This window comes from Enterococcus sp. AMC1086, assembly GCF_058216575.1.
Genome location: NZ_CM177100.1, coordinates 3,060,212 through 3,074,216 on the forward strand (window position 1 = coordinate 3,060,212; position 14,005 = coordinate 3,074,216).

Here is a 14,005-nt window from a genome sequence, read left to right on the forward strand (position 1 = left end):
TTCTTTTAACATTTAAACTAATGTTTGGATGTTCCGCATACTGCATCAACACCTTTAATATAAGCATTTAGCAACTGTTTCGTAATTTCGCCGGGTTTTCCGGTTCCAACGATGTGCTCATTTATTTTTACGACAGGTACGATTTCTGTTAAAGAGCCCGATACAAAACATTCATCTGCTGTAAATAATTCTTCTTCACAAACGGCTTCTTCTCTCACTGGAATGTTCAATTCTTTTGCTAATTCGATAATATTCATTTTAGTGATTCCTGGTAAAATCAAATTACCATCTGGATGCGTATAGACAGTACCGTCTTTAACGACCCAGAAATTCGCTGCGGATGCTTCTGTCACGTTGCCGTCTCTGACAAGCACTGCATCATCAAACCCTTGACGACGAGCTTCATCCAATGACAATATATTGCCCATTAAACTCAACGACTTGATATCGCAATGCAACCAACGTGTATCAGGTACTACAGCTACTGTAATCCCTTCTTCCATTTTTTTCAAAGGTCGCTCATAGGAGCTGATATTGGCTGTTAAAATACCTTTTACTTTATCTGGATCTGGCAGTGCATGGTTTCTTGGTGAATCGATTCCTCTTGTTATTTGAAAATAAAGTTTACCTTCATTGATTCCTTCTAGTTTCACTAATTTTTTTAAATTAGCTGTCAATTCTTCTTTTGTGAACGGTAAATGCATTCTGATTTTTTCAGCACCACTCCACAAACGAGTCAAATGTTCTTCCACCATGTACAAATGGCCATTGTACACCCGAACCACTTCATACAGACCGTCACCATACTGATAGCCGCGATCTTCGATATCTATTTTTACTTCTTCACGTTTAACGATTTGATCATTCCATAAAATATGCATCCTTACCCCTCCATTTTCTTCAAACGATGCGGAACATAAAACTTAGCAAACAATAATACTTCAATAATCAACGCCCCTACGATCATCAATCCTTCTTTAAGATCAGGTAGAGCGATCAAAACAAATATACTAAACAAAACCGCTGCAATAAACAATAGAACCGTCACAAGCTTACTCACAGCCTGTTTCTTTTGTCCATCTGACACAGGATACAAATGCGTCATCACCATATAATCAAACTGTGTATAGATTGGGATCAACTGAAATCCGATCAGATAAACAAATAATACAGACACACCCATTGAGATCCAAAACTCTTTTAGGAAAAACAAAATCACTCCGCCAACTAATACTAAACGAATAAACAATCCGCTATACTCAGAACCTCTTAAAAAACTACGAGCGTACAAATATAAATACGTATTTTGGCTTTTTTTCTTGATTTTACTCAGGAATGGATCAAGATATTTCCGACGTTTCACACTACTAGAAATTTCTGGAACATCTGTAAATAAATGGATGAATTGATAAATCCGATGCATCCGATTTTTTTCTTTTTGAACCATCCCTTCCCAGTCTAACGATACTAGTTGTTCTTTTTTATTCAAACTAACATAGAAAACGACAGCTTGGACTGCTGCAACAAGAGGGCCTACCAAAGGCGCAACATATAAACTAAGAGCGATTGCGGCAAAACTTGTCACGAACCACAATGTAAACCACAAATAATGCTCTTTTGAAGAAATTTGATATAACTCATATTTTTGTAAACGCAAATGACTCGCCTTTAAAATTCCCAACATCACAATAAAGTAGAAAAATGTTGAAAAAGCCCAACCTGTGGAAACGACTACTAACGGCATCGACATACCGCCCATTAAAAACAATGCTACTAGTGGCAACCACATAGAATAACGAATGGCACGATTTAAGTAACTATTCATTTCAGGTTCTTTGGGTAAGATAAAAACTTTATCTGCTTCTTCAGCCAAAGTAGCAATACGACCGATTTGAAGTAACACCAACCAAAGAACTATGACGATTGGTCTGCCCCAAACAAAATTTGCAGGCAGTGTTTTTAATATCTGAGAATAGTAAAAACCTAAGCCACCCAATAAAAACACACAAACCAAAATAAAATGATCGTTAAAAACATATCGCATATACTTCATCATTTTTTTTAAATGGCGTGCTAAACGAATGCCAAAAAATCCAGACATACTAACCCACCTTTTCTTCTTTTGTTAATGCGATATAAATATCATCTAGAGAAGAACCTGGTAAACTAAATTCTTCCCTTAGCTCCTCCATCGAACCTACAGCTCGAACTTCCCCATCATGTAAAACAACAAAACGATCACAGTAACGTTCAGCCGTAGCTAAAATATGCGTCGACATTAAAATTGCCGCACCTTGATTGCGCATATCATCCATCAATTCTAATAACGCGTGGATGGCCAAGGGATCTAATCCTAAAAACGGTTCATCGATAATATATAAACTTGGTTCAATTAAAAAGGCACATAAAACCATCACTTTTTGTTTCATTCCTTTTGAAAAATTAGCTGGAAACCAATCCAATTTATTTTCTAAACGGAATGTCTTCAACAATGCATCTGCGCGCTTAAAAGCTTCTTCAATCGGAATATCATATGCCATTGCTGTAATTTCGATATGCTCTCTTAAAGTTAATTCTTCATATAAAGAAGGTGTTTCAGGGATATAGCCGATTTTCTTGCGGTAACTTTCCGGCTGTTGCTTTAATGTCTCACCATCAATAGAGACTTTCCCTTTTTGTGGCGTTAGCAAGCCAATCACATTTTTTATGGTTGTACTCTTACCAGCCCCATTTAAACCGATCAAACCAACCATTTCACCCGATTTTACGTCAAAATTAATATCTTTTAATACAGGAATATGGCCATATCCTCCTGTTAAATGTTCAATTATTAAACTCATTAATGTACCTCCAACTATTTTTATCGTAAATCTATTATACCACGAACTTTTTGAAGGTTTCATGAACTTTTCTTACCAAATAAATTTCAAGATATGGTAAAGTAGAAGAAACAGCATAATGAAAGAGGGGAAACCATGACAGATTGTATTTTTTGTAAAATCATCGATCAAGAAATTCCAAGTTATAAAGTTTATGAGGATGACAAGGTTTATGCCTTTTTAGATATTACTCAAGTAACGAAAGGTCATACACTCCTTGTGCCTAAAGAACATGTCACCGACATTTTTGAGTACGATCCAACACTTGCAGGAGAGGTTTTTGCATGTGTACCTAAAGTAGCACGTGCTCTTGAAAAAGCATTTCCTGATATGCAGGGATTGAATATTATCAATAATAATAAAGAATTAGCATATCAATCTGTTTTTCATTCTCATATCCATTTAATCCCTCGTTACGGTAAAACAGATGACTTTTCCATTCACTTTGGTAATAATCAAGGTGTCTATTCGCCAGAGGAAATGCAAGAAATCGCTGAAAAAATCATGAAGCAGGTGGAACAATAATGGGAAAATTTTCTAAAGGAATTTTGTTTGGTGCTGTCGTAGGGGCTGCCGGTGGTTTACTTTTTGCACCAAGAAGTGGTAAAGCTACTCGTCAAAAATTTGTAGATGAATTGGAAGAGTGGTCCGATTTAAAAGAAGATTTCACTGAGAAATTAGACCAGTTCAAGGAATCCGCACACGCATTACAAGCGGCGGCTGACATGTATATTGAGCCTTTTATTGATGGCGTTAATCATGATGTTGAAAACTTTATGTTTCAAGCAGAGCCAAGAATAGAACAAATTCAAGAACAAGTTGAAAAGATACAAACTGAACTACCCGAGATGCCCTCAGAAAACGAATGATTATTAGAACCTGTGGTAAAAATAATTGATCTCGAAAAAATAAGAAGCAATTTGCACAATTGGCAAGAAATACGGAGTTTTCAATTTCACTGTTGAATGAGTAACTGCATTCTGCAAATTATTGTGAACTCCAGCCTATTTCAAAAAAAGTTGCTTCGTCTATCATTCATTTGCATTTTTGCTGTAACGTAACCGTAACTTTTACTATTTGATAGATAGGTATTTTTTCTTTTAATTCAATTAATTACATTTTTTAGTGGATGCAACTCATTTAATTCATCAATGAGTTGCATCATTTACGCTAAATTCACTAAATTTATAGAGGAAATTGTGTCCTAAATTCGAAAATTCTTTGAAAGAATGAATTACGTGTTTCTTTTATGAAACAGAGTGTGGTATAGTTATAACCGTGAGAATTAATTTCTACATAATAAAAATAAAATAACCCTAGGAGTGCTTACGAAAATGAAGAAAAAACTAATTTTAGCTGCAGCAGGCATATTCAGTATTTTTGCATTAGCTGCTTGTTCAGGCGGTTCACAAGACATCGCAACAATGAAAGGTGGAACAATCACTGTTGACGATTTTTACAATCAAACAAAAACAAGTCAACAAAGTCAACAACTTGTTCAACAAATGATCATCTTTAAAGTATTTGATCAACAATACGGCAAAGACGTTTCTGAAAAAGACGTTCAAGCTAAGTTTGATGAATCGAAGAAAAGCATTGAAGACCAAGGCGGAAACTTTGTAGATCAATTAAAACAAGCTGGTCTTACAGAAAAAAGCTACAAAGAACAAATCAAACAAAGTTTAGCTTATCAAGCAGGACTTAAAGCACACATCAAAATTACAGATGAAGACTTAAAAACTGCTTGGGAAACATTCCACCCAGAAGTAGAAGCACAAGTCATTCAAGTTGCTACTGAAGATGAAGCAAAAGAAATCAAAAAACAATTAAATGATGGTGGCGACTTTGCAAAAATCGCTAAAGAAAAATCAACTGATGCAGCAACAAAAAATGATGGCGGTAAAGTGAAATTTGATTCTCAAACAGAAACAATTGCACCAGCTGTAAAAGAAGCAGCATTCAAATTAAAAGACGGTGAAGTTTCTGAACCAATCCAAGCAACTGATGCTACTGGTTACCAATCAACATTCACTATCGTAAAAATGGTTAAAAACAAAGACAAAGGCAATGATATGGCTCCTTACAAAAAAGAGTTAACAAAAATTGCTGAAGAAGCAAAATTAACGGACCAAGAATTCACTCAAAAAGTAACTTCTGAAGTTTTAACAGCAGCAAATGTTAAAATCAAAGACAAAGCATTTGATCAAGTATTAGCTGGCTTAGTTGAATCTAAAGATTCAGCTGCTTCAAGTGATTCTTCTAAGAAAGGAGAAAAAGAGTCTAAATCAAGCGATTCTGAAAAATCTAAAGATTCTTCAAGCAAGACAGAAGCATCATCAAGCAAAACGGAAGACTCTTCTAAATAAGTACACAAAAAAAAGAGATGAAATTCATCTCTTTTTTTGTGTACTATTTTTGAAAAACTAATTCAAATACTTCATAAACAATCAACATATCTTCAGAAAAAGTTAAGTTATACTTTTCTAATGCTTGCTCAAAAAACGGTTGGTGGACACTACGCCAATAGCGTAATGTGCGATCTCCTTCTCCTTCTAGATAGCCATGTACTTCTGATAGTTGAGTATATGGGAGAATCTCAACGACTTTTGTACAAATAATCGCTTGTGCTTGATCATTGCCATTCAAAAGTACACTATAATTGCCAACTTTTGGCAATTTTTCATCTTCAAACTCTTGTTCATACAAAAGATGCAATGAGGATGTACCTGTCTTTTCTCCTTTAAGAACATGAGCTAATAGCTCATCTGCCATTTTTGGCGAGTTTCCAAAGGCCCAAGTTTCGTACTCATCATGTGTGATTGCATGTAAATCCTTGAATTTCTCCCACAATTCTATTGCTGATTGATTCATTGTTATCTCCTCATTCATTTAAATATCTTTCGGCACATAAAAGCTACGATTATCTAACCCAAAAATTCGGTCTGTGTACTGTCCTGGTTCTGTTTGGCGAACAGAGCCTAACATCATTTGGATCGAGGCATCTATGTTGTCGATTTGATGTAGTACTTCAGCTTCCATGATTCGTGGTCGAACAGGGGAACCATATTCTAATAATCCATGATGCGCTAGAACCATATGACGCAACACAATCACATCTTCATCATTTTCATCGATTTTTAGCGCAATGCACGCTTTCGTGATTTCTTCATCAACAAGAACTAAGTGACCAATCAAATTTCCTGAAAGTGTGTATTCAGTCGTCATTGCGCCCGAGAGTTCTTTTACCTTCCCTAAATCATGTAAAATGATCCCTGAAAAAAGTAAAGCCGCATTCAATTCACTATATTCTTTACAGATAGCTTTTCCTAAACGAAGCATAGACACCGTATGATACGCCAAACCGTTAGCAAATGCATGATGATTCCGTTTTGCTGCTGGATAATCGAAAAATTCTTTTTGGTATTGTGTCAATAAATAGCGAACGATTCGTTGCCAATGGGCATTTGTGATTTCAAAGACCGTTTGGTTGATTTCTTCTACCATATCTTCTCGTTTCAATGGCGCCCGCTCCATATACAATGTAGGCTGACTAGGCTCATCTGGACGAGCAACACGCATATGAATGATTTTCACTTGAGGATTGCCTTGATACACTTCTCTTTTGCCGTTTAAAAGAATAACATTTCCTGCTGTAAAGCGACTGATTTCTTCTTCTGAAGCATCCCAATATTTCCCGTCGATCGTGCCCGATGTATCTTGGAAAGTAAACGCGATAAATTTTTTGCCATTTTTTGCCATACGTACATCAGCATTTTTGATCAAAAGAAACAATTCAAATGTTTCATCTACAGCTAATTCACGGATTTTTTTCATACTTACACTCCTTCTAATTCAATGATCGGTTGTTTCAACTCTTTATAATAGCTTACCATTTCTTGGTCAGAAGAAAAACAAATGACCTGCTGATGCTCAGAAAAAACGGCAAATAATTGTGCTAATTGCTCTTTTCTTTGACTGTCATAATGCAGCCAGCCATCATCGATTATAACTGGACATAAACTACGCTGTTCTTGTAAATAAAGAAATGCAAAACGAACTGCCATGATGACTTGATCTCTTGTACCGGTGGATAACTCATGAAGCATAAAATGTTGCTGATCTTCACGAATAACGATCAATTGCTCTCCATTTAATTGAATACCGCGATATGCATTTTGGGTCAAGAGTTTAAAATAGTCTGTCGCTTTTTTCAATAAATTAGGTAGTTGTTTTTCTGATAATTCGGTTAAAAGATCCATTAACAACTGACCAGCTAATTGGTACGCTGACCAATCTAAAGCAAGTTCTTCGATTTCCGTCTTCAGTTCCATTTGTTCTTGATACAGTTCGTCTAATGTACCGTCTGAAATCATTTGCTGCCGCTGATAAAGGACTTTTTGTTCTTTTTCTTGCAATTGTTGGATAGTATGTTCTATTTCATTAAGTTGTTGTGCCAATTCAGCTTGTTTGGACGGTAGTTGTTTTGTCTCACTCGAGTCTGAAAATAGTCCAACCAACATCGTTTGTAATTCTTGCTTTCGTTTGTGATTTGCCGTAGCTTCTTGATAGCTCTGAATTTTTTCTGGAATTTCATTTATTGAATTCATCTGGAATCTCTGCAATAGTGGACTGGCTTGATCGATCACATGTTGCTGTTTTTCTTTGACTTCCCGAATCGTTTGACGTGAATAGGCATCCGCCTGATATTCTTTTGCAAAACGAACTTTCTCCATTTTATCAGCAAAACTACTGATTGCGCCTATTCGTTGGGCTAATGAAGTTCCAGCAATTGGTAATCTTGCAGTATAGCGCTCTGTCTGTTCTATTAAAATAGTCACGCGGTTTTGATCGGCTTTCAATTGGTGTTCAAGTTCTTGATTCGTATTTAATAAAATCAAATAACGGGTAATATCTGCCCGATGCGTCAGCCAAATCTCGACTTGATCCATACGCCCCAAATGATTTTCTTTTACCTTTTGAGCGATATATCGAGCCATTTCTTTTTCTTCCTCACGGATTTTTTTGATTTCAGCTTTTATTTTGAGTAGCTGATCATTTAAATAATCTAATTGTGATAACTTTTCCTGCCATTGCCGTTTTTCATTTTCATAGGTGTCTTTTGGTTTATAAAAAAGGGGCAATATACCTGCAATCAGAAAACCTACACTTAATACTAAGATTCCATATCGAAGCGGTACGGGTAAAAAGAAACTCAATAACAAAATAATTCCTGCAAATCCGCAAAACAATAGATTAATCGTTTTACTGTCTTGTCTATCGTTTTTTCGAAACATTTCTTTATTGATCGCTTCAAAGGTACTTAAATTTTCTTCACGTGTCAAAATTTCTTCTTCTAACAGCTGTAAGTCGGTCTGAGTAGATTGCAATTTGACCGAGCGAGAAACGATTTCATCCCTCATTGCATTGATCTCTTGCTCTTCAAAGGATAATTGTGGTGGTGTCTCTGAGTTCCATTCCCATTTCTTTTCTAAGACCAACATTTCTTGTTGATTCTGCTGTAATGATTGATTCATCCAACTAATTTCAGATAGCAATTTATCAATATCATACCGTTGATTGAGTAACTGATGGATATGTTCTTCTTCTTTTAAGTAAAATTGATAGTCATCCGTCTCTTCTTCCGTCTCACTTTGTTCAGCAATACTTTGATTCAAACGAGTCAATTCTTCACTCAAAAAACGATACTGCTGATAAATCGAAAGTAAATGCTCTTGCTCTTCTGGTTTTAGTACAATAGTTGTCTTCGATTGCTCGATAGATTGCAACTCTTCGTATAGAGGCAAATTCATCACTTGCTTTTCTACAAGCATTAATTTTTTCTTGACTTCTTGCATTTTTTGACGATTTTCAGCGATCAATTGCTCAGTATTTGAAAGTTCAACAACCAATTGTTGGAAGGGGCGTTCCTGTTGTTCTTTTTCGTTGATACGCTGTTGTATGCTTTGGTATGCACTCAACTTTTGATTCAATAGTGGCTGACTACCTTTTCCCTTATAAATTGTCTGAGCGCTCTTAAAATAGTCTTCTCTACTCACTAATAATTGTTGGCTTCCAGACAATCCCAAAGAAAGTAACGATGTTTGCAGTTCTTCTTCATTTAATTTTTCTAATTGGCTGAGTTGCTCTTGCTGAAAGGTAAAAACTGACTGAAATAGTTCTTTCGTCAGCGGATGAATCATCTTTTCTAACGTTGCTTCATCGCCTATTTGATCATTAAAATAAACTTTCGCTCGGCCTTTATTTTGCCCTTTGAATCGTTCAACTTGCACTTCTCCATAAACAGGATGGGAAAACCATAATCGTCCGCCATAGGCTGCTCCATTTTTCGGCTGGTAATCTTTTTTTCGTTTGCCCTTAGCAGGAAATCCAAAAAACATGGCTTGAATAAACTGATAAATCGTTGATTTACCGGCTTCGTTTACACCGAATAATAATTGATTTTTTGATAGAAACTCAATTTTGTGCTGTTGCCATTTGCCAAATCCTACAAGTTCTATTGCAATGAGTTTCATGATCGATCCTCCTGAATGACAAAATCTTCTTTGATTTTTTGATCCGCATGGTCAATACTGCGTTTGCGCCATTCTTCATTTATTTGTACGATTGAAGAAAATAGCGGGTTTTGCACGAGCTCTTGTAAAGTATTTGAAAATATTTCTGGCTGTAAAAAGTTTTTCTCTAATTGAGTTAATAATTCCGGTGCTGCTGTGATCATCATCTTTTTATCAAGATCATCCGTCATCATATGTACGTTGAATAAAAACAATGATTGATTTGTTTGTTGCAGTAAGGTTGTTTGTAAATACTGAAGTAATTCACCATTTTCGTATGCTAGTTGGAATTCTTCGCCAAGTTGTTCTATATCTGTCAATTGGATTTCCTTTAAGACTACTTGTTTATTGTTTGCTTTCTCTTTTAAAAGAAGTTCAGTAAGTATACTCAATGACTCTTGCAAACTTCTTGCATTGCTCAATGAATACTTCTCCACCTGCCAAGTGACTTTGGCTACTGGCTCAAATCGAACAGTTGCGTGTCCTGATTCTATCGAAACGATTGCCACGCCTTGAACTGTTCGTTCTTTTTTAGTGTGCCCTTGCGGTGTTCCTGGATATACAATCAAAGGCTCTGCACTTACTACCTGAGGTTGATGAATATGGCCTAAAGCCCAATAATCATAGCCTTTAGTTTTCATCTCACTAAAGGAGAATGGTGCATAATTTTGCTGACCATTATTTACCGTATCTCCATGATAAATTCCGATATGTATATCCGCCGCCGGATCTTTTGTAGGAAAAGCAGATAGTTTGTTATCATTGATCCAAGAATGCTCATAACTAAAGGCTGAGACTGCTACCTTTTCTTGATTCTTGGTCATAAAATAATGTGTCTCAACCTGTTCTTGCTGAAAAAGAAACATATTTTTGGGAAAATCGAACCAGTAACGCTCAGCTACATAATAATCATGATTCCCAAATGTCATGATTACAGGAATTCCCGCTTGATCTAAACGTTTCATTTCCTCGATAAAGTACGCTTGTGTTCTGATTGATGTCCGACTTTGGTGAAAGGTATCTCCAGCAAAAATAACCGCATCCACTTGATTTTCCAGCGCTATATCAACAATCGAAGTCACTACTTCATGGTTTGCATCTTGTAATTTTTCAATAATTTGTTTTGGGCTCTTTTTTAAGCCTTCAAAAGACCGATCCAGATGTAAATCTGCTGTATGCAATACTTTCATTAGATCCTCCTATTCGTCCTAATTGTTTTCTTTAATCATATCATTTTATTCAGAAGCGGTCAGTAAAAACATACGAAAATTTGTTCGTTTTTCATTTTTTTATTGTGCTAAAATAAAAGAAGCTACTATTCGACTCTGTGAGTTTCATTCTAGCTTCTAATCATTGTATCTATTCAGTTATGATCTCGATTTGAACGATCTCACTTTGAGTACCAATCCTCATCGGTGGTCCCCACGTTCCAACACCTGAAGAAACAATTACTTGAGGACTATGTTTATTTTTGCGATAATAGCCATAATCAACAGTAAAATAAGCTTTTGTTACTAAGTTAAACGGAAAAATTTGCCCTTGATGCGTATGCCCCGAAAGAATCAGTTCATTTGCTTGCTTATATTCATCAATTGTTGATGGCTGATGATCTAAGATGATTTTCGGCAATTGATTCCCGACCTTTTTGAATGGGTCTTGCATACTTTTTCTAGTACCATCTTGTGAACCAATTGGACGACTGTCTTTTCTGCCAACAACTAAAATCTCTTCACCAACAATCGTCATTTCATCTTCCAGTAATGTAATATCCGATGCTTCAACTAGTGCCTTCATCTTTTCAAATGTTTCTCCAGCGTCATGATTTCCCCAGCACATATATGTTCCATAAGTAGAAGAAAGTCGTTTGAATTGTTTTTTCATCCCTTCTACATCCTGCAATGCATTATAATTCCCATCAAACAAATCTCCTGAGATACATACAATATCTGGGTTCAGTTGATTGATTTTACTTACAATTTTTTTCAACTTATTTACGTCATTCACATAGCCTAAATGCAAATCACTGATCAATACAGCATTTAATTTTTTTTGTTTATTATTTACTAAATTCCCCATTACTACTTGATAATTAACAGTTCTAATTTGTTGCGCTTGCCATGTGCCATAACAGAATAAAACAACAATTAAAACGGTTGCGCCCAACCACATCACAAATTCTGTTTTTGAGTGGATCGTTGTGATTTTTCCTGCAATTTTCATGATCAAATCTGTCAGCCCAAAAATGGCTAAAGATATAAACCAGAATGATAACCAGTAACTACCAATTTTGCCAACCAAACTACCCACATTGGCATCAAACAATAGCATTGTCAACATCGATGCGATCGCTAATAGACTGATCAACACCCATAAAATCAATGGATTCTTAAAAAAGGAAAACTGTTCTACTATAAATATAAGCTTTCTACCAATGTAAAAGTTACCTAAAAGAAACAATACTCCAATAATCAAAAATGCCAACTTATTCATGAGTTTCCTCCAGTTTTTCACCGATAATTTGTCCAAATTTCACAATCGTTTCAAGATTATTTTCAGTATTTCGCCCTATTTCTAAATCAATCTTTACTTGGTTTTTTTGAAATAATAAAATCACGGTAGAGCCACCAAATTCAAACCAGCCTTTTTTCTCAAATCGCTGACAACTACCTAAATTTTTTAGATTTTTGATTTTTCCTACCATTAACGCACCCACTTCGATTTGCGCAATTTTTCCGAAATTCTCTGTCTCAATCACTGTAACTTCTCTTGCATTTCTGGAAAAGACTGGCTCATTGTGGATTGCGATCGGTTGAACTGTATGAAAAATACCAGCTATTTTCTGATGCTCAATAATCGTTCCTTTGTCGATAAAATAATAATGATGATAATCATCAGGCGTTAAACGAAAAATGACCGCACAACCTGCTTGCCACTCTTCCGCAAGTCTTGTACTACCAAGTAATTCTGCAAGATTATATTCAGAATGTTTTACTTTAAACAGTTGATTTTCATCGATTGGATATGCTGTGACCTTTCCATCACAAGGCGCACTCAAAAATGCTTTATTTTGAGTTAATAAACGCGCTTCTGGTTTGATTTCACGCATAAAAAAATGATTGAATGACGTATATGTCACAGGTTCATATTCGCCCATTTGAAGATTGTTTTTCTTGATGAAACGCTTGATCATGCCTTTTGACAACGAGCTATTTAAATAAACACCCGCAGCTTTTGTGAGTGGCGGTTGAATGATTCCTTTTAAAATAATGCGGCCAATTGGATTTTTATATAAAAAATGTAACGACCAACTATCCTTTTCACTGATAGGCTTTGTTTTAAAATACTTCTCCATGCATTTACCCCTTTGAAAAATTTAGCGAACAAAAAAAGCAACAACCGCTCCTAAAAATGCCCCAATAGCTAATTTTCTAGGGTCAACTTTTTTGATTTTTACCTTTGAAATAAATAAAAGTCCAATCATTAATAATACTGCTGGATAGACTAATGTAATAGCGATGTTGAAACGACCTGCAATAAAAAATAACAGTGGAATCAACACGGCACTACTAGTTACTGGCAGTCCTTCATAATATTCACGGCACCCTTCCGTGCATTCTTTTCTTTCCATCTCAGTCACGTTATAGTAAGCTAAACGGATCAATGCGGCTAATATATAAAATACAAATAAGGGCAAATAAATTCCTTGTGTGAGTCCAGATGCGTAACCGATAACAGTTGGAAAAACCCCAAAACTAATCAAATCCGCTAATGAATCGATTTGAATACCATAGCACATTTCATTTTTTGTACGCTCTTTAAGGTTAGCCACAAATCCGTCAAACATATCACAAATACCCGAGAGTATTAAACAAAAAATAGCTTCGACAACATGCTGCGTAAGGGCTAAATACATACCAACAATAGAAAACATTGCATTCCCATAAGTTAAAATAACTGTGTAATCATAAATACCAATCATACCTTTTGTTCCCCAATCCTTTTTCTTTTAATATTACTATAGCATTAAAGTAACATAATTTGGGAAATTTTTTTAGATTTTGTTTTTTTGATTGCAGTCATAGAAGATCCCTTTTTCTAACGATTAAAGTATATAAAAAAAGCCTTTAAACACAATTGATGATATTCCTATCAATTGTCTCTAAAAGCTTATATATTGGCCTATTAATCGTTATACAAATCACGAATCGGTGTCATAATAATACGATTCAAATCATTCACAATCATGCTAAAAGCTTGTTCTTTTTGCATCAATTGATTGATCACTTCTGCTTTTTGAACTTCTGTTGCTAAAGCTTGAGCTTTTTCAGCATCTTCTTCTGAGAATTCTTCTCCACGCATTTGTTTTTCTTGTAATCCTTGTTGGAACGTTTGAAATTCTTTGAATAATTTATACGCTTCTTCGTCTGCTTTTACTTCATCGTAAGCTTGTTCTAATGCTTTAAATTCCTCTAAATCACGAATTTCACGCTCTACTTGATTGGCTGTATCATAAATATTACTCATGCAATCTCCCTCGTTTCTATAAATTCTTCT

14 protein-coding genes are annotated in these 14,005 nt (G+C 35.5%); 3 read left to right on the plus strand and 11 right to left on the minus strand.

The features are described from left to right. Window positions 1-17: 17 nt before the first annotated feature. The 3 genes from dat to AC4BC4_RS14355 are packed head-to-tail and all read right to left on the minus strand — an operon-like array spanning window position 18 to window position 2,840. On the minus strand, window positions 18-881 hold the full coding sequence (dat, locus tag AC4BC4_RS14345; protein ID WP_490476141.1) for a D-amino-acid transaminase: 864 nt from the start codon (window positions 879-881) through the stop codon (window positions 18-20). Between the two features lie 2 nt (window positions 882-883). Then, window positions 884-2,101 carry an ABC transporter permease gene (locus AC4BC4_RS14350; protein ID WP_490476142.1) on the minus strand — a complete coding sequence of 406 codons (1,218 nt, stop codon included), beginning with the start codon at window positions 2,099-2,101 and terminating at the stop codon, window positions 884-886. Between the two features lies 1 nt (window position 2,102). Then, window positions 2,103-2,840 carry an ABC transporter ATP-binding protein gene (locus AC4BC4_RS14355; protein WP_438758067.1) on the minus strand — a complete coding sequence of 246 codons (738 nt, stop codon included), beginning with the start codon at window positions 2,838-2,840 and terminating at the stop codon, window positions 2,103-2,105. Window positions 2,841-2,975: 135 nt separating this feature from the next. Here AC4BC4_RS14355 and AC4BC4_RS14360 point away from each other — a divergent pair, with 135 nt between their 5' ends. The 3 genes from AC4BC4_RS14360 to AC4BC4_RS14370 all read left to right on the plus strand — a co-directional run bounded on the left by AC4BC4_RS14360 (window position 2,976) and on the right by AC4BC4_RS14370 (window position 5,245). Further along, entirely contained in the window at window positions 2,976-3,404 is a 429-nt protein-coding gene (locus AC4BC4_RS14360) for an HIT family protein (RefSeq protein ID WP_490476143.1), read from the plus strand. Further along, complete coding sequence (locus AC4BC4_RS14365; protein WP_490476144.1) at window positions 3,404-3,748, plus strand: YtxH domain-containing protein; 345 nt, start codon at window positions 3,404-3,406, stop codon at window positions 3,746-3,748. Before AC4BC4_RS14360 ends, AC4BC4_RS14365 begins: the two co-directional genes overlap by 1 nt. Window positions 3,749-4,213: 465 nt before the next feature. Beyond that, a complete protein-coding gene (locus tag AC4BC4_RS14370; protein ID WP_490476145.1) occupies window positions 4,214-5,245 on the plus strand; it encodes a peptidylprolyl isomerase in 1,032 nt (343 codons plus the stop codon). A 43-nt stretch (window positions 5,246-5,288) separates the two neighbouring features. On the opposite strand, the gene AC4BC4_RS14375 is transcribed toward AC4BC4_RS14370, so the two are convergent. The 8 genes from AC4BC4_RS14375 to AC4BC4_RS14410 form a co-directional block, all read right to left on the minus strand. Then, window positions 5,289-5,750 (minus strand): ASCH domain-containing protein, encoded by a 462-nt coding sequence (locus AC4BC4_RS14375; protein WP_490476146.1) that lies wholly within the window; start codon window positions 5,748-5,750, stop codon window positions 5,289-5,291. Between the two features lie 18 nt (window positions 5,751-5,768). Continuing rightward, complete coding sequence (locus AC4BC4_RS14380; protein WP_490476147.1) at window positions 5,769-6,713, minus strand: 3'-5' exoribonuclease YhaM family protein; 945 nt, start codon at window positions 6,711-6,713, stop codon at window positions 5,769-5,771. A gap of 2 nt (window positions 6,714-6,715) precedes the next feature. After that, window positions 6,716-9,412 carry an ATP-binding protein gene (locus AC4BC4_RS14385; RefSeq protein ID WP_490476148.1) on the minus strand — a complete coding sequence of 899 codons (2,697 nt, stop codon included), beginning with the start codon at window positions 9,410-9,412 and terminating at the stop codon, window positions 6,716-6,718. Next, window positions 9,409-10,641 (minus strand): metallophosphoesterase family protein, encoded by a 1,233-nt coding sequence (locus tag AC4BC4_RS14390; protein ID WP_490476149.1) that lies wholly within the window; start codon window positions 10,639-10,641, stop codon window positions 9,409-9,411. Before AC4BC4_RS14390 ends, AC4BC4_RS14385 begins: the two co-directional genes overlap by 4 nt. Window positions 10,642-10,810: 169 nt before the next feature. Beyond that, window positions 10,811-11,941, minus strand: coding sequence for a metallophosphoesterase (locus tag AC4BC4_RS14395; protein WP_490476150.1), 1,131 nt, complete (start codon window positions 11,939-11,941; stop codon window positions 10,811-10,813). After that, a complete protein-coding gene (locus AC4BC4_RS14400) occupies window positions 11,934-12,803 on the minus strand; it encodes a phosphatidylserine decarboxylase (RefSeq protein WP_490476151.1) in 870 nt (289 codons plus the stop codon). The genes AC4BC4_RS14395 and AC4BC4_RS14400 overlap by 8 nt, the downstream gene beginning before the upstream one ends. 21 nt (window positions 12,804-12,824) lie before the next feature. After that, window positions 12,825-13,430 carry a CDP-alcohol phosphatidyltransferase family protein gene (locus tag AC4BC4_RS14405; protein WP_490476152.1) on the minus strand — a complete coding sequence of 202 codons (606 nt, stop codon included), beginning with the start codon at window positions 13,428-13,430 and terminating at the stop codon, window positions 12,825-12,827. 203 nt (window positions 13,431-13,633) lie between these two features. Next, a complete protein-coding gene (locus AC4BC4_RS14410) occupies window positions 13,634-13,975 on the minus strand; it encodes a YlbF/YmcA family competence regulator (RefSeq protein ID WP_438758049.1) in 342 nt (113 codons plus the stop codon). Between the last annotated feature and the right edge of the window lie 30 nt (window positions 13,976-14,005).